The organism is Acidovorax sp. LjRoot66 (assembly GCF_964253305.1).
GTDB lineage: Bacteria > Pseudomonadota > Gammaproteobacteria > Burkholderiales > Burkholderiaceae_C > Acidovorax.
In genome coordinates, this window is sequence record NZ_CAXUQU020000001.1 from 1,786,059 (window position 1) to 1,803,526 (window position 17,468).

Annotated in this window: 16 protein-coding genes and 1 pseudogene; 7 read left to right on the top strand and 10 right to left on the bottom strand. The window is 63.5% G+C overall.

Features of this window, described 5'->3' with window-relative positions; genetic code table 11:
- The gene (locus tag ACSQ3Y_RS08345; RefSeq protein WP_436176964.1) at positions 1-1,281 is read right to left on the bottom strand and encodes a C4-dicarboxylate transporter DctA; all 1,281 of its coding nucleotides are present in this window, start codon (positions 1,279-1,281) and stop codon (positions 1-3) included.
- A 121-nt stretch (positions 1,282-1,402) separates the two neighbouring features.
- Here ACSQ3Y_RS08345 and ACSQ3Y_RS08350 point away from each other — a divergent pair, with 121 nt between their 5' ends.
- The 4 genes from ACSQ3Y_RS08350 to ACSQ3Y_RS08365 are packed head-to-tail and all read left to right on the top strand — an operon-like array spanning position 1,403 to position 4,409.
- A complete protein-coding gene (locus ACSQ3Y_RS08350) occupies positions 1,403-1,828 on the top strand; it encodes a hypothetical protein (RefSeq protein WP_157421853.1) in 426 nt (141 codons plus the stop codon).
- Positions 1,809-2,726, top strand: coding sequence for a helix-turn-helix transcriptional regulator (locus ACSQ3Y_RS08355; RefSeq protein WP_057264829.1), 918 nt, complete (start codon positions 1,809-1,811; stop codon positions 2,724-2,726). The genes ACSQ3Y_RS08350 and ACSQ3Y_RS08355 overlap by 20 nt, the downstream gene beginning before the upstream one ends.
- Positions 2,727-2,757: 31 nt before the next feature.
- Positions 2,758-3,465 carry a hypothetical protein gene (locus ACSQ3Y_RS08360; RefSeq protein ID WP_157421852.1) on the top strand — a complete coding sequence of 236 codons (708 nt, stop codon included), beginning with the start codon at positions 2,758-2,760 and terminating at the stop codon, positions 3,463-3,465.
- Positions 3,459-4,409 carry a hypothetical protein gene (locus ACSQ3Y_RS08365; RefSeq protein ID WP_157421851.1) on the top strand — a complete coding sequence of 317 codons (951 nt, stop codon included), beginning with the start codon at positions 3,459-3,461 and terminating at the stop codon, positions 4,407-4,409. The genes ACSQ3Y_RS08360 and ACSQ3Y_RS08365 overlap by 7 nt, the downstream gene beginning before the upstream one ends.
- A gap of 69 nt (positions 4,410-4,478) precedes the next feature.
- On the opposite strand, the gene ACSQ3Y_RS08370 is transcribed toward ACSQ3Y_RS08365, so the two are convergent.
- The 8 genes and pseudogenes from ACSQ3Y_RS08370 to ACSQ3Y_RS08405 form a co-directional block, all read right to left on the bottom strand.
- Entirely contained in the window at positions 4,479-4,643 is a 165-nt protein-coding gene (locus ACSQ3Y_RS08370; protein WP_157421850.1) for a hypothetical protein, read from the bottom strand.
- Between the two features lie 176 nt (positions 4,644-4,819).
- Positions 4,820-5,097, bottom strand: a pseudogene (locus ACSQ3Y_RS08375) (gamma-glutamyltransferase); the annotation flags it as partial.
- Positions 5,098-5,365: 268 nt separating this feature from the next.
- Positions 5,366-7,048 (bottom strand): PAS domain-containing protein, encoded by a 1,683-nt coding sequence (locus tag ACSQ3Y_RS08380; RefSeq protein ID WP_436176965.1) that lies wholly within the window; start codon positions 7,046-7,048, stop codon positions 5,366-5,368.
- A gap of 351 nt (positions 7,049-7,399) precedes the next feature.
- A complete protein-coding gene (gene ggt / locus ACSQ3Y_RS08385; RefSeq protein ID WP_057201432.1) occupies positions 7,400-9,193 on the bottom strand; it encodes a gamma-glutamyltransferase in 1,794 nt (597 codons plus the stop codon).
- A gap of 173 nt (positions 9,194-9,366) precedes the next feature.
- Positions 9,367-10,623 carry a M20 family metallopeptidase gene (locus ACSQ3Y_RS08390; protein WP_428002242.1) on the bottom strand — a complete coding sequence of 419 codons (1,257 nt, stop codon included), beginning with the start codon at positions 10,621-10,623 and terminating at the stop codon, positions 9,367-9,369.
- Positions 10,620-12,404, bottom strand: a complete 1,785-nt coding sequence (uraD, locus tag ACSQ3Y_RS08395) for a 2-oxo-4-hydroxy-4-carboxy-5-ureidoimidazoline decarboxylase (RefSeq protein WP_436176966.1) — start codon at positions 12,402-12,404, stop codon at positions 10,620-10,622. The genes ACSQ3Y_RS08390 and uraD overlap by 4 nt, the downstream gene beginning before the upstream one ends.
- 5 nt (positions 12,405-12,409) lie before the next feature.
- Positions 12,410-13,378: an allantoinase PuuE gene (puuE, locus tag ACSQ3Y_RS08400; protein WP_057264816.1), complete on the bottom strand. Its 969-nt coding sequence runs from the start codon at positions 13,376-13,378 to the stop codon at positions 12,410-12,412.
- A gap of 4 nt (positions 13,379-13,382) precedes the next feature.
- On the bottom strand, positions 13,383-14,072 hold the full coding sequence (locus ACSQ3Y_RS08405) for a GntR family transcriptional regulator (protein WP_057201428.1): 690 nt from the start codon (positions 14,070-14,072) through the stop codon (positions 13,383-13,385).
- Positions 14,073-14,162: 90 nt separating this feature from the next.
- Between ACSQ3Y_RS08405 and uraH the strand changes: the two genes are divergently transcribed.
- Positions 14,163-14,513: a hydroxyisourate hydrolase gene (gene uraH / locus ACSQ3Y_RS08410; protein WP_057201427.1), complete on the top strand. Its 351-nt coding sequence runs from the start codon at positions 14,163-14,165 to the stop codon at positions 14,511-14,513.
- Here uraH and ACSQ3Y_RS08415 read toward each other — a convergent pair.
- Positions 14,510-15,061, bottom strand: a complete 552-nt coding sequence (locus tag ACSQ3Y_RS08415) for an energy transducer TonB (RefSeq protein ID WP_082604105.1) — start codon at positions 15,059-15,061, stop codon at positions 14,510-14,512. The genes uraH and ACSQ3Y_RS08415 overlap by 4 nt on opposite strands.
- Here ACSQ3Y_RS08415 and xdhC point away from each other — a divergent pair.
- Positions 15,060-15,950 (top strand): xanthine dehydrogenase accessory protein XdhC, encoded by an 891-nt coding sequence (gene xdhC / locus ACSQ3Y_RS08420; protein WP_436176967.1) that lies wholly within the window; start codon positions 15,060-15,062, stop codon positions 15,948-15,950. The genes ACSQ3Y_RS08415 and xdhC overlap by 2 nt on opposite strands.
- Positions 15,951-16,170: 220 nt before the next feature.
- A complete protein-coding gene (locus ACSQ3Y_RS08425; RefSeq protein WP_436176968.1) occupies positions 16,171-17,457 on the top strand; it encodes a urate hydroxylase PuuD in 1,287 nt (428 codons plus the stop codon).
- Positions 17,458-17,468 lie beyond the last annotated feature (11 nt).

Here is a 17,468-nt window from a genome sequence, read left to right on the forward strand (position 1 = left end):
TCACTCCTTGAGCGATTCGACGGCCTTGCCATCCAGCACCGCATGGGCGCGAACTCGGTCAATATCGCCCTCCCACGCGGCCACGGCCACCGTGGCCACGCAGTTGCCGATCAGGTTGCCCAGGGCCCGGGCAATGCCCATGAACCAGTCCACCGACAGCACCAGCACCAAGCCGATGGCGGGGATGGCCGGAATCGCCTGCAGCGTGGCCGCCAGCACCACGATGGCCGAGCCCGGCACCCCGTGCGCGCCCTTCGACGTGACCAGCGAAATCGCCAGAATGGTCAGCAGGTCGGCCATGGAGATCGGCGTATTGGTCGCCTGCGCAATGAACACCGCCGCCAGCGTGATGTAGATCGAAAACGCATCCAGGTTGAACGAATACCCCGTGGGGATCACCAGCCCCACCGTCGAATCGCGAATGCCCATGTGCTTGAGCTTGGCCATGATCTGCGGCAGCACGCTGTCCGACGAGGTGGTGGCAAACACCACCGCCAGCTCTTCACGCAGGTAGCGCAGCAGCTTGAACAGGCTGAAGCCCGACACCCGCATGATCAGCCCCAGCACCACCACCACGAAGATCGCCACCGCCGCGTAGAACAGCACCACCAGCATGCCCAGCTGCTTGAGCGAGCCGATGCCGTACTTGCCCACCGTGAAGGCAATCGCGCCCAGCACGCCCAGCGGCGCCAGCTTGATGATGATGCCCATGGTCTTGAACAGCACGTGCGACAGGTCTTCGATCAGCACCGTGACCCGCGCCCCGCGCTCACCCAGCATCGCCAGCGCACAGCCGAACACGATGGAGAACAGCAGCACCTGCAGCACATCGCCATTGGCAAACGCGCTGACCGCCGTGTTGGGTATCAGCTTGAGCAAAAAGTCGGTGAACCCGCCCCCCGTCAGCTTGCCCGCGTTCTCTACATAGGCGCCCATGGCCTTGGGGTCCAGCGCCCTGGGGTCCACATTCATGCCCACCCCTGGCTCGAAGATAAAGGCCAGCGCCAGCCCCAGCACCAGCGCCACGGTGGTCACCACCTCAAAGTAGATCAGCGACTTGATGCCCACCCGGCCCACCCGCTTCAGGTCCCCCGTGCCCGCGATGCCATGCACCACCACGCAGAACACGATCAGTGGGATCAGCATCTTGATCAGCTTGATGAAGCCATCGCCCAGGGGCTTGAGAGCCACGGCGGTTTCGGGCCAGACCAGGCCCACCACCACGCCGGCTATGAGGGCCAGGATCACCTGGCCAAAAAGGGATTTGAAAAACCGCAGCATGCCCCGTCTCCTTCAGTTGTGTCTTGAAAGCAAATCTTGCATACAAGAAATGTAGGCAAGTTGGGAGCTGGGCGTATCAGGGTATGCCCGTAGCTGATCCCCTGTGAGGTGCAGCGGAATCTTGCTGCCAAACTCCGAGCAATTTTCTGAATTTGAATGCCTTGCCAGATTTGCGACACCACCTGTCCAAACGATGTTTCAAAGTGAGGTCTCCTTAATTTCAATAGAGACATCAAATGTTTTGGATTGCTGCTTTGGGCGCTACCCTTTCCTGGATGCTGATCAAACTCGGCGTGATGTCAGCAACTGTGGGCTTTCTGAGCTTGGCATTGAAGCTGCTGCTTGTTCTGGTGGTTGGGGCGGTCTTGGTCTGGAGTTGGACACGGCTTCGCAGCAAGGCATAGAGTGCAAATTTCATTCGGGTGGTAGACGCGCTGTTCGTGTATCGTGCGCGGCACGTTGGCAGCAGACCGAGGCAAAATTTCCGCAATGGATCAGGTGGCTTCTAAAACAAGGAATGGGGCGGAATGGCAAACGGCCAACATGACACGATCGCGTATCGTTTGTCGCAGATACTGATCAAGCTCAATCAGGCTGAAAAGCTTGATCCTGAGGATCTCGCACAGGAGTTCGGTGTCCATGTAAGGACCATCCAACGCGACCTGCGCGTACGACTTGCATACCTGCCTCTCACCAAGATTCAGGGCCGGTACCAGCTCAGCCCAGCTTACTTGGGAAAACTCAACTACAACGACATCGAGCGCTTCGCGGCCCTGGCTGGGGTGAAAGGACTTTTCCCGTCCCTGTCGGCAGAATCTCTCAGAAGTATCTTTGACAAGGCGATTGCAGTACCTTGGCTTGTCAAAGGCCATCACTATGAAGATCTGAGTGAGAGCCAGCCAATCTTTCGGCAGCTTGAAGCCGCAGTGATGGAGTCCCGCTTGCTCGACTTCGAGATGGCGGTGGCCGGAGTGCCGAAGGCCTACAAGGCCGTTGCGCCCTACCGCCTGCTCAATCTCAAAGGCATTTGGTACCTCGCAGCCGTTGACCAAGGAAAGTACAAGACTTTTGGGATCGGCAAGATGCTGCACGTGTTGGTCACCGAAAGCTCTTTCCACAAAGACCCGGCCTTGGAAATCACCATCGCGAAACAGGAGGGGGCTTGGCATTCCGAAGACAGCCATGAGGTCATGCTTTCAGTCGCCGCCCCTGTGGCCAGTTACTTCAAGCGCAGGCAGTTAGTGCCGAATCAAATAGTCAAATTGGAAAGCAGTGATGGGTCTTTGCAGATCAGCACTACCGTTGGACACCCAACGCAAATTCTTCCGATCATTCGATATTGGCTACCGCACATTCGGATTGTCAATCCCGCACCTTGGCAAGAGAGCCTTGAGCGAGAACTTGAGGAATATCTGGCTGCTTGCCGCGAATGCAGAACGAAGTAAGAACTGACCATAGCTCAATTGACGAACCCAAATGAATAATATTTCAACCCAAGCGGCGTTGTCTCGCTCCCCCGAAAACCTGGCGAAGCCTGAAGGACGGTGGGACAAGACAGTTGCCTTCCTGCAAAGAGACATCCGTTCGTTCTTCCCAAGCGAAGAGGGCAAAGACGAAACGGCGAATTTGCCGGACACCGCCGCTGCACCTGACGCACTCGGTCAGAGCGAGCATCCCATCGAATCCCTTGTCGATTTTGGAAAGCTGCCTGACATGGCCTTCAGGCGCGAAGTGCTCGATTGGAGAGACAACTTCCACGCCAACGTTACGAACATCATCACCGAGTTGCAACAGGCATTTTTTTATCAAGTGGATGCAGAGCTTAGGGATACCAGCGTGTTCCGAAAGCTGATCACGCGCCCGGCAAATGAGGTGCTTCAGGACAGCTTTGTTCGGATAGTTCGGATGCCGTTGATCACCGCTCTGCGAAAAGAGGAGGCCAATCTGAATGCCTGCGCACGGAAGTGGGCTTTGTTTGGCAAGGCCGATCTGGCTATCCACATGCGCATGCTGAACTCAGAGTGCGCGAGCCTCTATGGCATCGGCTTCAAGCCTGGCAACAGGAGCTTGATCGAGGCGCGAGTACAGACCTTGTTGTTGGGCCCCGAGGGGTTTGCCATGCACTTTTGTGACCAAGGGTCGCAGCTTTCCCGAAAACTGATGGAGGTCAAAGAATCATGCTGAGCACCATTCCCTTTGAGATACCCGCAGAACTGCTGGGTCGGCTAGCGTCTGGCGAGGTGGTACGGTATGGAACTCTTCTGAAGGATTCGGTGACCGGACAAATCGTTCGACATGTTCAGGAGACTGGGGCCGCGCAATCCGTTCTATCCAGTCTCGCTGCGGGTCCTTTCGCACCTTTGTCAATGGTGGCTGATGTGGTGAATGCTGGAGCCAGCATGTATACCGGCATTCAAATCAGCCAGCTGAAGGCCATGATGGAAAATCTGCAGTTGCTGCAAGTGGCCACCCTTGGGGTCTCTCTTGCAGGAGTGGGTGTCAGCGTAGCGGGCTTCTACTACATGCACAAGCGATTCAATGCATTGGAAATTCGCATGGATCGCCTTGGTGAAACGCTACGGTCTGAGTTTGAGAGCCTGAGTCACCGGGATTTGCGTAAACAATTGCATCTCACGAAAAGCCTGTTGCAGCGGGCGCAGCAAGCGCAAGCACTCTCTGACCCGCGGCCCGAGTATTCTGAAGTTGCTGCGGGGCTGGCTGACCAAGCGGCATACTTTGAGGGTGAAATCGCGTTCATGGTCAAAGCTGAGGGACCGATCAGTCCCGAGGTGTTCTGGCAGCTGGCTCAGATGCTGATGCTCTGCAACAGTGTGCGAATCGACTGCAGAATTCGAACCAACGAACTGCGTCACGCGTTGGCCGTTGCGGACGCTGTATCGACCGATTACAACCACCTCTTCACCCATCTGACCCCCTTGTCGTTTGGACCCGCAGTCGACCAAGGGCTGGCTGCTGTAAAAATTTTGCGTGATGCGAGCGACGCAGCGGCGAGCAAGCCTTTTCTGATTGACTACTTGCGTACACGGAGGATCAGTGGCAGTGATTACATCGAAGCGCTGGAGCAGGAAAAGAGCAGTCCCTACCTCTTGCTGAGAACTGAGCACTGATGAGCTCCTGATTTCCTCGGATTTGTGCGAGTCCACCCGCTCAGGCGTGGTCGCAATACGGCCATGCTTTTAAAGGGCGAGGGTGATCCGAATGTCCTGCGGCGAGAAAAAACATGACCCGCTTGAAACCGTGGTGCGCTTCGTCTGCGGCGCATTGGCTGGTGCACTCGTGGGCTTCTGGATGGTCTTTCGCTTGAAGCTCTCCGGCTTTTTGCCGATGCTGGCCATCACCATGGGCTTTTGCCTGGTGTTCGCGTTCTGCGCAGTGCGCTATGGTGATGGCTTTTGGGCTGGCCTGTTGAGGCGATGACACTGGCACAGGCGCTGCAAAGAAAATGGCCGCTCCCAGTGAGGGGCGCGGCCTTTGCTGGCGGGGTAGTGACCTGCCGAGGCAGGCCATTCTCAAAGCATCAATACCCCAACGTCTTCCCATCCGGATTCCGTGGATCCGAGTACCCATACAGCGCTCCACCCCGCAGCTGGATCGTCTGCGTCCGCCCCATCGACGGCTTCACCGCGATGTTGTGGCCGCGCTGCTTGAGCAGTGCCAGGGTGTCGGGCGACAAGCCCTTTTCTACGCGCAGCTCGTCAGGCGTCCACTGGGGGTGGACGCGCGGTGCGGCAGCAGCTTCGGCGGGTTCATTCCGAAGTCAATCGTGTTCACCAACGTCTGCAGCACCACAGTGACGTAAACGTTGGGGTACGGCAGCCGCTTTGGCCCCAATGATGGGCAGGCGCTGGGGCTGGCTTGCAAGCCCGCCCAGGCCTTCATGCAACAAAGGAAAGAAAAACCTCCATGGGAATGGCCACCTGTTTGCCTTGGTATCCCCTGAAGGCCCTCTGCGCTTCCAGGCCGATCCTTCCAAATGGCAGGAGTACCTGCACTCCGAAGCCGATGACCCGCCGGGCTGGTTGGATGTGGAGAAGGCTTGCCACGCCAATGCTGTGCGGTGACCCTATGGTGCGTATTTCGGTCGCTGCTGATCAGCCGCGCAGGAAGTCGTCTCTGGCACCTTTTGTTGAAACACGCACACGCCCGATGACTGGCTTTTGGCCTGGTACATTGCGGTGTCTGCGGCGCGCAGGTATTCGTCCACCGTCGCCAGCCTTGATGCACTGCTGACAAGTCCAATACTCGCGCCACTGATCACGGTGTGTTCGCCGACCACATAAGGCGCTGCGAGGGCGGCGGCGATCTGTTGAGCGCGGTTGCTGGCTTCGGCGGGATCAATGGACTCCAACAGCACATTGAATTCGTCGCCACCCATGCGGGCGACCAGATCAACCGCCCGCACGCAGGATTCGAGCCGCCGCGCCACCTGCTGCAACAGCCGGTCGCCCACATGGTGCCCGTAGTTGTCATTGACGGCTTTGAACCCGTTGAGATCCAGCAGCAGCACGGCGAACATGGTGGCTCCATCGCGTGTTGGCACGCCATCACCATTCGCAGCCTCGTTCTGGTGCAGCGCCATGAGATTCGCGAGGCGATCGCGGAACAACGGCCGGCCGGGCAGGCTGGTCAGCGCATCGTAGGAACTGCCACGGTCAGCCAGATCGCTCAACGAGCCCGCCATGCGCACCGCAACGCCGTCTTCAAACTCGGCGAGCCCGCGCCAATTGACCCACACCAGCCGTCCATCCGCGTGGAACGCGCGGAAATCCACCGAAAAGTTCGGGCTGTTCCCCAACAGATGCCTGCGGTAGGCCGCCTGCACGCGCGCGCGATCTTCGGGATCGATGAGTTGCCCCAGAAAGCTCCAGCCGCCGTCGTGTACAAGATCGCCGCTACCCAGCCCGACGATCTGGTGAAAGCGCCCGGACACATGCAGGGCGTCAGTTCGCAAGTCCCAGTACCAGATGCCGTCATTGGATCCAAGGGTCGCCAGCAAATAGCGGTTTTCGGAGCGCAACAACTCAAGTTCGGTGTTCTTCTGCTGGGTGACGTCGATCATCAGGCCGATCATGCGGTTCGGCCGCCCCGGCTCGACCACTGCGCGGCACAGATCGCGCACCCACACCACCTTGCCGGATTTTGCAACCAGCCGATAGCTCATCTCGTAGGCATAGCTGTGCGTCGCGTTGTAGGCGGCATCATCGATAAGCACGGCCTGCGCTAGATCATCGGGATGCACATGCGCCCGCCAAAAGCCCGGGTCAGACCGCCACTCCTCCACGGAGAAACCGAACAAGCGTTCGACCTGCGGGCTAAGGAAAGTATTGCCCACGCCGATTTCAGCCTCCCAAACTACGCCATCAATGGTTTCCAGCAAGCGCAAAAAGCGCTGGCGAATCTCAACCAGCACCTGCTCGGTGACCTCGGTGATCTCGATCAGGACACCCTGGCGGCTGATCACCCGCTCCGCTGCATCCGTCTCCGGGTGGAGTTTCAGACGCACCCAGCGATAGTTCGCGTCGGCAAATCGCAACCGGAACACAGGCATGCCCGAGCGCATGGTGCCAATGTCGCCGGGATGCACAAATTCAAGCAGAGACCTGCCGAGCGCTGCCTCCACCGAATGGCCGGTGAGCGTTGTCCACGCCGGATTCAGGTAAGTGATCTCCCACAGCGCATTGGTCTGCACCACCGCCTCGGGTAGCAGTTGCAGCAGTTTTGCGGACGGCGTGAGAGTGGCAGGCATGCGGGGCTGTCGCAAAGGGAGTCAGGTGAAACCAACGGATAGGATAATCAACCACACCAGATCCAAGTATGGCAGGGGTTTTGGGCAGGCTCGTGCCATAAACCTGAAGCTCTCCGGCTTTTTGCCGATGCTGGCCATCACCATGGGCTTCTGCCTGGTGTTTGCGTTCTGCGCAGTCCGCTACGGCGATGATTTTTGGGCCAGTGTGTTGAGGCGATAAACCCGGCACAGGCGCGACAATGACAAAGGCCACGCCCCTCACAGGGCGCGGCCTTTGTTCGTTGGTGCCTTGTTGGCTGAGCTATGGATCAACCATGACGGGCCTGCGGAGCGGGCAAGTCAGGCCGTGCATCAATACCCCAACGTCTTCCCATCCGGATTGCGCGGATCCGAGTACCCATACAACGCCCCGCCACGCAACTGAATCGTCTGCGTACGCCCCATCGACGGCTTCACCGCGATGTTGTGGCCGCGCTGCTTGAGCAGTGCCAGCGTGTCGGGCGACAGACCCTTTTCCACGCGCAGCTCATCGGGTGTCCACTGGTGGTGCACGCGCGGTGCAGCAGCGGCTTCGGCGGGGTTCATGCCGAAGTCAATCGTGTTCACCACCGTTTGCAGCACCGTGGTGATGATGCGCGCGCCGCCGGGGCTGCCGGTTACCAGGGTGGGCTTGCCGTCCTTCAAGACCAGGGTGGGGGTCATGGACGACAGGGGGCGCTTCTTGGCGGCCACGGCGTTGGCGTCGCCGCCGACCAGGCCGTAGGCATTGGCCACGCCGGGCTTGGCCGAGAAGTCGTCCATCTCGTTGTTGAGCATGATGCCCGTGCCCTTGGCGACGATGCCGCTGCCGAAGTTGGTGTTCAGCGTGTAGGTCACGGCCACGGCGTTGCCGGCCTTGTCCACCACCGAGTAGTGGGTGGTCTGGTCGCTTTCGTACGGCTGGGGCTGGCCGGGCTTGATGCTCTTGCCGCTGCGTGCGGTGTTGCCATCAATGCCCTTGGCCAGCGACTCGGCGTAGCGCTTGGAGGTCAGGCCCTTGAGCGGGATCTTCACGAAGTCCGGGTCGCCCAGGTACTCGGAGCGGTCGGCGTACGCCAGCTTCATGCTCTCGGCCATGTAGTGGATGGTCTGGGCGCTGTTGGGGCCCCACTGGGCCAGGGGCAGGGGCTCCAGCATGTTCAAGATCTGCACCAGGTGCGGGCCGCCGGAAGAGGGTGGCGGCATGGTCACGATCTCATAGCCGCGGTAGGTGCCGCGGGTGGGCACGCGCTCGGCCACCTTGTATTCGCGCAGGTCTTGCAGCGTGAGGGCGCCGGCGTGCGGTGCCATCTCGGCGGCGATCTTCTGGGCGATTTCGCCTTCATAAAACGCCTTGGCGCCCTGCTGGCCGATCAGGCGCATGGACTGGGCCAGGTCTTTCTGCACCAGCGCGTCGCCCACCTTCAGGGGCGCGCCGTTCTTCCAGAAGATGGCCTGGGTGGCGGGCCACTTGCCCATGTTCTTCTTTTCCTGGTCCAGTATCTTGGCCAGGGTCTCGCTCACCGGGAAGCCCTTGTCGGCCAGCTCGATGGCGGGGGCAATCACGCGCGATAGTGGCAGGGTGCCCCAGGTCTTGAGCGCATGCTCCATGCCGGCCACGGTGCCGGGCACGCCCACGGCGTAGTGGGTGAACAGCGACTTGCCGTCCACCACATTGCCCTTGGCGTCGAGGTACATGTCGCGCGTGGCCTTGTTGGGCGCCACTTCGCGGAAGTCCAGGGCCACGCTCTTGCCGGTCTTGGCGTCGTGCACCATCATGAAACCGCCGCCGCCCAGGTTACCCGCATTGGGCAGGGCCACGGCCAGCGCGAAGCCGACGGCCACGGCCGCGTCCACCGCGTTGCCGCCTGCCTTGAGGATGTCCAGGCCGATCTGCGAGGCCAGCTCCTGCTCGGTGGCAACCATGCCGTTGCGCGCCACCACGGGGTGGAACACGTCCATGTCGAAGTCATAGGCGGCGCTGGCGGCCTGTGCCGCTGCGGTCTGCTGCACGGCGGCCACTGGCGGGGCCGAAGCCGTAACGGCTGGGGTGGTGCTGCCGCAGGCGGTCAGGCTGGCCAGGGCCAGTGCGACGCTGCTGGCCAGCAAGGTGTGGCGGATGCTCATTGGTAGGTGCTCCTCTGTTATTGATCTTTATGTCTATCCGGGTCTTGGAATGACAAACGGGCGCACTCCTTTTGGAATGCGCCCGCAGCAAGTGTAGGACTGGCACGCATGGCGCGCCTGTACTGGCTTATGCCAATCAGATACTCACGCCATGCAAGGCAGGTATCGGTGGCTCAGGCCAGCAAGTCTTTCAGCGTGCGTGCAATCACCTTGGTGGCGCGGCGCAGGTCTTCCAGGTCCAGGCGCTCGTCGGCGCGCTTGGCGTGCGATTCGAGCACGGTGCGCGGGCCGGCGCCGTAGATCACGCCGGGGATGCCGCGCTCCACGTACAGGCGCACGTCGGTGTACAGGGGCGTGCCCAGGGCGGGCACTGGCTCGCCCAGCAGCTCTTGCGCGTGCTTCTGGATGGCATCGACCAGGGGCTTGTTGCCGGCCAGCGGCGTCATGGCGTTGGCCAGCAGCAGGCGGCGGATGTCCACCGAGATGCCGGCGCGCTCAGCCGCTGCCTGCTCGATCACGCGGCGGATGTTGGCTTCCACCTCCACCGGGTTCTCTTCGGGGATCATGCGGCGGTCGAGCTTGAACGTAACCTTGCCGGGCACCACGTTGGTGTTGGTGCCACCTTCGATGCGGCCCACGTTCAGGTAGGGATGCTTGATGCCTGCGACGTTGGAGGTGACCTTCAGGTATTCCTGGTTCTGCGCGTACAGCGCGTTCAGGATGTGCACGGCGCCCTGCAGTGCGTCCACGCCGGTGTGGGGCACGGCGGCATGGGCCATCTTGCCGTGCACCGTCACTTCCATCTGCAGGCAGCCGTTGTGGGCGGTGACCACTTCGTACGAGAAGCCGGCCGCTATCATCAGGTCGGGCTTGGTCAGGTTGTTCTTGAGCAGCCAGCCCGGGCCGAGTTCGCCACCAAACTCTTCGTCGTAGGTGAAGTGCAGTTCCACCGCGCCATGCGTTGGCTTGGCCACGGCTTCGAGCGCGCGCAGCGCGAAGGTGAAGCTGGCGAAGTCGCTCTTGCTCACGGCGGTGGCGCGCCCGTACATCTTGCCGTCCACGATCTCTGCGCCGTAGGGGTCGTGCGTCCAGCCTTCGCCGGGGGGCACCACGTCGCCGTGGGCGTTGAGGGCGATGGTCGGGCCCTTGCCCTCAGTGCCGAACTTGCGGCGCACGATCAGGTTGGTGATCGACTCCATGCCGTAGGCCAGCACCTCGCCGGATGGCACGGCGTGCTTTTCGGCCTCGTAGCCAAAGTCCTTGAGCAGCTCGGCCGTGCGCTCGGCGTGGGGCGCGTTGTTGCCGGGCGGCGTGTCGGTGGGCACGCGCACCAGCGCCTGCATGAAGCGCACTTCCTCGTCGAAGTGCTGGTCGATCCACGCATCCAGGGCGCTGTAGGTGGAGGTCAGTGGAGCGGTGGTGGCGGTCATGCGGGGGTTTCCTCGGCGATCTGGTTCAGGACATGCGTGAAGGCGTCCACGGCCAGCTGCATGTCGTTGTTGGTGGTGGATTCGAGCGGGTTGTGGCTGATGCCGGCGTTGAGCCCGCGCACGAAGAGCATGGCCTGCGGCATGATTTCGTGCAGTTTCATCGCATCATGCCCGGCGCCGCTGGGCATGCGGAACACGGGCACGCCCAGGGCGTCCACGGCGCGCTCCCAGCGGTGCTGCCAGGCGGCGGCGCTGGGGGCGGCGGCGGCGCGCATGGATTCTTCCAGCGTATAGCGCATGCCGCGGCGCGCGGCGATCTGGCCCAGCTGGTCGAGCACGTCTTTCACCAGCGCATCGCGCTGCGGGTCGGTGGGGGCGCGCAGGTCCAGGCTGAACTGGCAGCGGCCCGGCACCACGTTGATGGAGCCGCCGGGCACGTTCAGCAGGCCGATGGTGCCCACCGAGTCGCCGTCCTTGGCGGCGCGCTGCTCGATGTACAGGGCCAGCTCGGCCACGGCCACGGCGGCGTCGCGGCGGCGGTCCATGGGGGTGGTGCCGGCGTGGCTGGCCATGCCGATCATCTCGCCCACATAGCGCACGCCGCCGTTGATGGAGGTGACCACGCCCAGCGGCAGGTCCAGCTCGTTGAGCACCGGGCCCTGTTCGATGTGCACCTCGATGAAGCCGAGGTACTGCGCGGCGTCGCGCTGCAGCTTGGGGATATCGGCGATGCACAGGCCGGCATGCTCCATGGCAGCGCGCATGGTCACGCCGTCGGCGTCCTTCTGGTCCAGCCAGGCGGGGTTGAAATGGCCGATGAGCGCGCCCGAGCCGAGGAAGGTGGCCTTGTAGCGCTGGCCCTCTTCTTCTGCGAAGCCGATGACCTCGATGCCGAAGGGCAGGCGCCTGCCGGCGCGGTGCAACTCGCGCACGCAGGCCATGGGCACGAAGATGCCCAGGCGCCCGTCGTACTTGCCGCCGTTGCGCACCGTGTCGTAGTGCGAGCCGGTCATCAGGTACTTGCCTTGCGCTGCACCGGGGGCAGGGTGGTAGCGGCCCACCACGTTGCCCACGGCGTCGACCTCGACCTCGTCGAACCCGCAGTCGCGCATCCAGTGGCTGATGCGCTGGGCGCAGGCGCGGTGCGCGTCGGTCAGGTAGGTGACGGTGAGCTGACCCTTCTCGGCAAAGCCGGGGTCCGAGTGCTGGGCCAGGGTCTCCTGCCAGTCCCACACGTCGTTGCCCAGCGCGGGCTCGGCGCCGAACTTGTCGTTCAGGCGGATCTCGGCGATGCGGTGGATGTTGCGCAGCGCCTCGGCCAGCTCGAAGTCGGTGTGGTTGTCGAGCCGGCGCGCAAAGGTGGCGATGATCTCCTGGCGTGGCAGGCCCGCGCCGCGCGGCCCGCGCACCGCCAGGATGAAGGGGAAGCCGAAGCGCGTGTTGTAGTCCGCATTGAGCTGCTGGATGCGCGCGAACTCCTCGGGCGTGCACTGGGCCAGGCCCGCCTTGCTCTGCTCGTTGGTCGACTCGGCCGTGAGGCTGTTGGCCACCATGGCTTTGCCCGCGAGCTCGGGGTGGGCGCGGATCAGCGCCAGCTGTGCAGCCTGCGGCGCTGTGCGCACCGCCTGGGCCAGCGCGTGGCGCAGGTGCGCCAGCGAGCGGAAGGGGCGCTGCGCAAGGGCCTGCTCGGCGATCCACGGCGAGTGCTCGTACACGCCGTCCAGCCATTGCAGGGCGTCGGCCGGGGTGGCCGCGTTGAGTTGGTCAAGGGTGAGTGCCATGGTGGTCAGGCCTTGGTGGTGACAGTGGTGTCGTTGAAGGGGTGCACCTGGGCCCAGTGCCGCGCGATGTCCACGCGGCGTGCCACCCACACCTTGTCGTGCTGGGCGATGTGGTCCAGAAAGCGTTGCAGCGCCGTGATGCGGCCGGGGCGGCCCAGCAGGCGGCAGTGCATGCCGATGCTCATCATCTTGGGCGCGTTGTCGCCAGCGGGGTCGCCTTCGGCGTACAGGGCGTCGAAGGTGTCCTTGAGGTACTGGTAGAACGGGTCGGCGTGCGAGAAGCCCTGGGGCAGGGCAAAGCGCATGTCGTTGCAGTCCAGCGTGTAGGGCACGATGAGCTGCGGCGCCACGCTGCCGTCGGTACGCTGCACCTTCATCCAGAAGGGCAGGTCGTCGCCGTAGTAGTCGCTGTCGTATTCGAAGCCGCCGAAGTCGGCCACCAGGCGGTGGGTGTTGGGGCTGTCGCGCCCGGTGTACCAGCCGGTGGCGCGCTGGCCGGTCATGCGCTCGATGATGGCCATGGCCTCGGCCATGTGAGCGCGCTCCACCTCTTCGGGGATGTGCTGGTAGTGGATCCACTTGAGGCCGTGGCAGGCGATCTCGTGGCCGGCCTGCACGAAGGCCTGGGTCAGCTCGGGGTGGCGCTGCAGCGCGCTCGACACGCCGAACACGGTGAGCGGCAGGTTGCGCTTGTCAAACTCGCGCAGGATGCGCCACACGCCGGCACGCGAGCCGTATTCGTAGATGCCCTCCATGCTCATGTGCCGCTCGGGGTAGCTGGCGGGGTTGAACATTTCCGACAGGAACTGCTCGGAGCCCGCGTCGCCATGCAAGGTGGCGTTTTCGCCGCCCTCTTCGTAGTTGAGCACGAACTGCACGGCAATGCGCGCCTGGCCGGGCCACTGCGCATGGGGCGGGTTGCGGCCGTAGCCGACGAGGTCGCGGGGGTAGGGCAGGGTGGAGTCGTAGGTCATGGTGTCAGTGGACTTGCGAAGCGGTGACGGGGGCGAGCGCCATGGCCAGGTCGCTGGCGGGGCGTTTGCGGTCGAAGGTCAGGCTGGCCTCGACATGTTCGAGGTGCGACTGCATGAGGGCCACGGCATGGTCTTCGTTGCGCGCGGCCAGGGCCGTCACGATTTCGCCATGCTCTTCGTGCGAGTGCTCGGCGGCGCTGGCCGACTGGTACATCAGCGTGATCAGCGCGCAGCGCGAGATCAGGTCGCCCAGCAGGTGGGCCAGCACCTCGTTGCCCATGAGCTCGGCCATGCGCACGTGGAAGTCACCCAGCAGTTCGGTGCGGCTGCTGGCGTCGGCCGTGCCCATGGCGGCCTTCTCGCTGGCGACGTGGGCGCGCAGGGCCTTGATCTTGGCGGGGGTGACGCTGCGCACGAAGGCGCGGGTCATCTCGGTTTCGAGCATGCGGCGCACGGCGAACACCTGGCGCGCTTCTTCGACCGAGGGGGTGGAGACGAAGGCGCCGCGCGCGGGCTCCAGCGTGACGAGCTTGTTCTGCGCCATCTGGAACAGCGCCTGGCGCACCAGCGTGCGCGATACGCCGAAATGGTCGGCAAGCTTCTGCTCGGCGAGCTTGGTGCCCGGCTGCAGGCGGTGTTCAACGATGGCGCGGGTCAACGCTTCGACGATGGCACTGGTGGATGAAGATTCCATGGCGACATGATAGGAGGATTGGCTAAAAGTGTATACACTTTTAGTCTACAGGTCGCGTTTTTACGGCCTCCATCCTTCAGGAGAATCCCTATGGGCTTGAGCACACATGTTCTGGACACGATGCACGGCTGCCCCGCCGCTGGCATGGAAGTGGCCCTGTATTCCACCCATGGCGACGCCGCCACCTTGCTGCAGCGCCTGGTGCTCAACCACGATGGCCGCACCGATGCGCCGCTGTTCGACAACGCCAGCGTGCGTGCCGGCACCTACCGGCTGCGCTTTGACGTGGCGGGGTACTTCAAGGCCAAAGGCGTCACTTTGCCCGAGCCGAACTTTCTGAACCAGGTGAGCCTGGACTTCGGCATTGCGCACGAAGACCAGCACTACCACGTGCCGCTGCTGGTGAGCCCGTGGAGCTACTCGACGTACAGGGGCTCTTAGAGCTGGCCTTCGGTGAGGGTATCGAGTTGGAACTTGCCGCTCTTGTCCCACAGCCAGGTCTCGGTGTAGGTCACCTTGCCCATGCGGGTGGGCACCGGGAAGGGGGCGGCGGCGCGGATGGTGCGCTCGATCTCCTTGACCACCTCGGGCGCATGGCGCGGGGCGCGCAGCCAGTTCACCCGCGTGACCTTGCCGGTGCGGTCGATGTCCACCTCGATCACGCCGATGGCGTACAGCTGGGGTTGCAGCTTGCCCTTGAAGATGCGCTCGGCGTTCAGGCCGTAGAGGTGGGTGGCGCCGTCCTGCCGGTAGGCGCGGGGCGTGGCGGCCGCCGAGGGGCGGGCCGAGCCCGCGGTGGCCGGCACCGGGCCCTTCACGCCCTGGATGTCGGTACTGGTGGGAGGGCGGCTCTCTGGCGTGGCTGGTGCGGGTGTGGATTCGGGCGCAGACTTGCAGGAAGCGACCAAGGCGCCAACAGCGGCCATGATGCCCGCCAGCAGCCAGTGGCGGCCTTTGCCGGGGCGTTGATTGGGCGGGGTATCGGGCATGGTGGGCTGGTGGTGTAACGAAAGGACGGCGGCAGTGGAGAACTTGCTTTTGTTGCTGGAAGGCCTTGCGGCCGAACCGGCGTGTCTGGTGACAGTGGAGTCTACCCAAGGCTCCGTGCCGCGTGAATCGGGCGCGTGGATGGCCGTGTTCGCAGGCAGGTTGGTGGGCACCATCGGCGGCGGCCACCTGGAGCACCAGGCCATCGCCGAGGCGCGCCGCCGCCTGGCGGACCCCAGCGCCGCGAACGACCCGGCACCGATGCGCTTTGCCCTGGGCCCGGCGCTCGGCCAGTGCTGCGGTGGCGTGGTGTACCTCGAATTCGAATGTGTGGCAGTGCAGGACGCACCGGTCCTGGCCCGGCGCCTGACGGCACAGCTGCACCCGGTGGCGCTGTTCGGCGGCGGCCATGTGGGCCATGCCCTGGCGCGCACGCTGGCGCCGCTGCCCTTTGCGCTGACCTGGATCGACAGCCGTGACGGGATTTTCCCCGCCGCGCTGCCGCCCAACGTGCACTGCGAACATTCCGAGCCCGTGCAGATGGCCGTGCCCGCGCTGGCACCCGGCTCGCGCGTGCTCATCATGAGCTTCAGCCACGCCGAAGACCTGGACGTGGTGGCCGCCTGCCTCAAGCGCCAGCGTGAGCGCGGCGACCTGCCGTTCATCGGGCTCATCGGCAGCAAGACCAAGTGGGCCACCTTCACCAGCCGGCTCACGGCGCGGGGCTTCAGCCCGCGCGAGCTGGCGCAGGTGACCTGCCCCATCGGCGTGCCGGGCATCCCCGGCAAGGAGCCCGAGGTGATTGCCGTGGCCGTGGCGGCACAGCTGTTGCAGTCGGTTGCCGCAGCCCAGGCTGTCGCAAATCCGCTGCAAGGGTATTCACAGGCCTGAAAGGCCGGCGACAGGACTGGAATCGGGAACAATTCCTGCATACACTTTCACACAGGATCTGAACCGGCCGTTTTGGCATGGTTCGGGGCCTTTGGGTCGCAGCGGTGCCCCGGCAGACATTGCCAAGGTGCGCGACCCCATCTTCTGCTCAGAGCGCCCGCAGTGGTGAGCAGGTTGTACAGCGGTGTGTTCCCCCCACGCCGCCAAGGTTGAGAGAAAAATGGAAAACTACCTTCTCGACTGGGCCAACCTGCTGCTGCGCTGGGTCCACGTCATCACCGCCATCGCCTGGGTTGGCTCGTCGTTCTACTTCGTCTTTCTGGACAGCAGCCTTACGCCGCCCGAAGACGAGGACCTCAAGAAGCAGGGCGTGAGCGGCGAGCTCTGGGCCGTGCACGGCGGCGGGTTCTACCACCCGGTCAAGTTCGCCGTCTCTCCGCCCGAACTGCCCAGGCACCTGCACTGGTTTTATTGGGAAAGCTACAGCACCTGGCTCAGCGGCTTCGCGCTGTTCACCGTGTCCTACCTGTGGAGCGCGGGCACCTACCTGATCGACAAGTCGCGCATGGACTGGGCGCCGCCCGCAGCCATTGGCGCGGCGCTGGCCTTCCTGGTCGTGTTCTGGCTGCTGTACGACGGCATCTGCCGCATCTTCGGGCAAAAGAAGAACGGTGACGCCATCGTGGGCGGCCTGGTGCTGGTGCTGGTGTGCATCGCCTCGTGGCTGGCCTGCCACCTGTTTGCCGGGCGCGCGGCCTTTTTGCTGGTGGGCGCGATGATCGCCACCTCGATGAGCGCCAACGTGTTCTTCTGGATCATCCCTGGCCAGCGCACCGTGGTGCGCCAGATCCGCACCGGCCAGAACGTGGACCCGATCCACGGCAAGCGCGGCAAGCAGCGCAGCGTGCACAACACCTACTTCACGCTGCCGGTGATTTTCGCGATGCTGAGCAACCACTACAGCTTTACCTGGAGCCACCCGCAGAACTGGCTGGTGCTGATCATCATGATGTTCGCGGGCGCCGCCATCCGCCAGTTCTTCGTGATGCGCCATGGCTACAAGCTCGGCCGCAACCCGAACCCGCTGCCCTATGCGCTGGTGGGCGTGGTGGCCTTGGTGGGCGCCATTGTCTGGATGCGGCCGGCACCGGTTGCTGCACCCGTGGCGGCCGCCAAGCCGGCGGTGGTGGCAGCGTCTGCGGCTTCCACGGCATCCCAGGCTGCGCCTGCTGCGGCAGCAGCAGCACCCGCTGCTGCCGGCGCGGCCGGCGACTTCGCCGCCGTGCAGGCGGTGCTCGAACAACGCTGCTACCTGTGCCATGGCGCCCAGGTGCAGATGAAGAACCTGCGCCTGGATTCGCCGGCCCTGGTCAAGCAACATGCCCAGGCGGTCTACCAGCAGTCCGTGGTGCAAAAGCTCATGCCCATGAACAACGCCACGCAGATGACCGACGCCGAGCGCTCGCTGATCGGCCGCTGGTTCCAGGACGGCGCGAAAGTGCCCTGATGCTGCGCTGA

Bases quoted from the DNA above. Each gene is read 5' to 3' on its own strand.
- uraD (WP_436176966.1), bottom strand. From the start codon at position 12,404: ATGGCACTCACCCTTGACCAACTCAACGCGGCCACCCCGGCCGACGCC.
- ACSQ3Y_RS08360 (WP_157421852.1), top strand. From the start codon at position 2,758: ATGAATAATATTTCAACCCAAGCGGCGTTGTCTCGCTCCCCCGAAAAC.
- puuE (WP_057264816.1), bottom strand. From the start codon at position 13,378: ATGACCTACGACTCCACCCTGCCCTACCCCCGCGACCTCGTCGGCTAC.
- ACSQ3Y_RS08405 (WP_057201428.1), bottom strand. From the start codon at position 14,072: ATGGAATCTTCATCCACCAGTGCCATCGTCGAAGCGTTGACCCGCGCC.
- ACSQ3Y_RS08355 (WP_057264829.1), top strand. From the start codon at position 1,809: ATGGCAAACGGCCAACATGACACGATCGCGTATCGTTTGTCGCAGATA.
- ACSQ3Y_RS08415 (WP_082604105.1), bottom strand. From the start codon at position 15,061: ATGCCCGATACCCCGCCCAATCAACGCCCCGGCAAAGGCCGCCACTGG.
- ACSQ3Y_RS08345 (WP_436176964.1), bottom strand. From the start codon at position 1,281: ATGCTGCGGTTTTTCAAATCCCTTTTTGGCCAGGTGATCCTGGCCCTC.
- xdhC (WP_436176967.1), top strand. From the start codon at position 15,060: ATGGTGGGCTGGTGGTGTAACGAAAGGACGGCGGCAGTGGAGAACTTG.
- ACSQ3Y_RS08365 (WP_157421851.1), top strand. From the start codon at position 3,459: ATGCTGAGCACCATTCCCTTTGAGATACCCGCAGAACTGCTGGGTCGG.
- uraH (WP_057201427.1), top strand. From the start codon at position 14,163: ATGGGCTTGAGCACACATGTTCTGGACACGATGCACGGCTGCCCCGCC.
- ggt (WP_057201432.1), bottom strand. From the start codon at position 9,193: ATGAGCATCCGCCACACCTTGCTGGCCAGCAGCGTCGCACTGGCCCTG.
- ACSQ3Y_RS08370 (WP_157421850.1), bottom strand. From the start codon at position 4,643: ATGGTGATGGCCAGCATCGGCAAAAAGCCGGAGAGCTTCAAGCGAAAG.
- ACSQ3Y_RS08425 (WP_436176968.1), top strand. From the start codon at position 16,171: ATGGAAAACTACCTTCTCGACTGGGCCAACCTGCTGCTGCGCTGGGTC.
- ACSQ3Y_RS08390 (WP_428002242.1), bottom strand. From the start codon at position 10,623: ATGACCGCCACCACCGCTCCACTGACCTCCACCTACAGCGCCCTGGAT.
- ACSQ3Y_RS08380 (WP_436176965.1), bottom strand. From the start codon at position 7,048: ATGCCTGCCACTCTCACGCCGTCCGCAAAACTGCTGCAACTGCTACCC.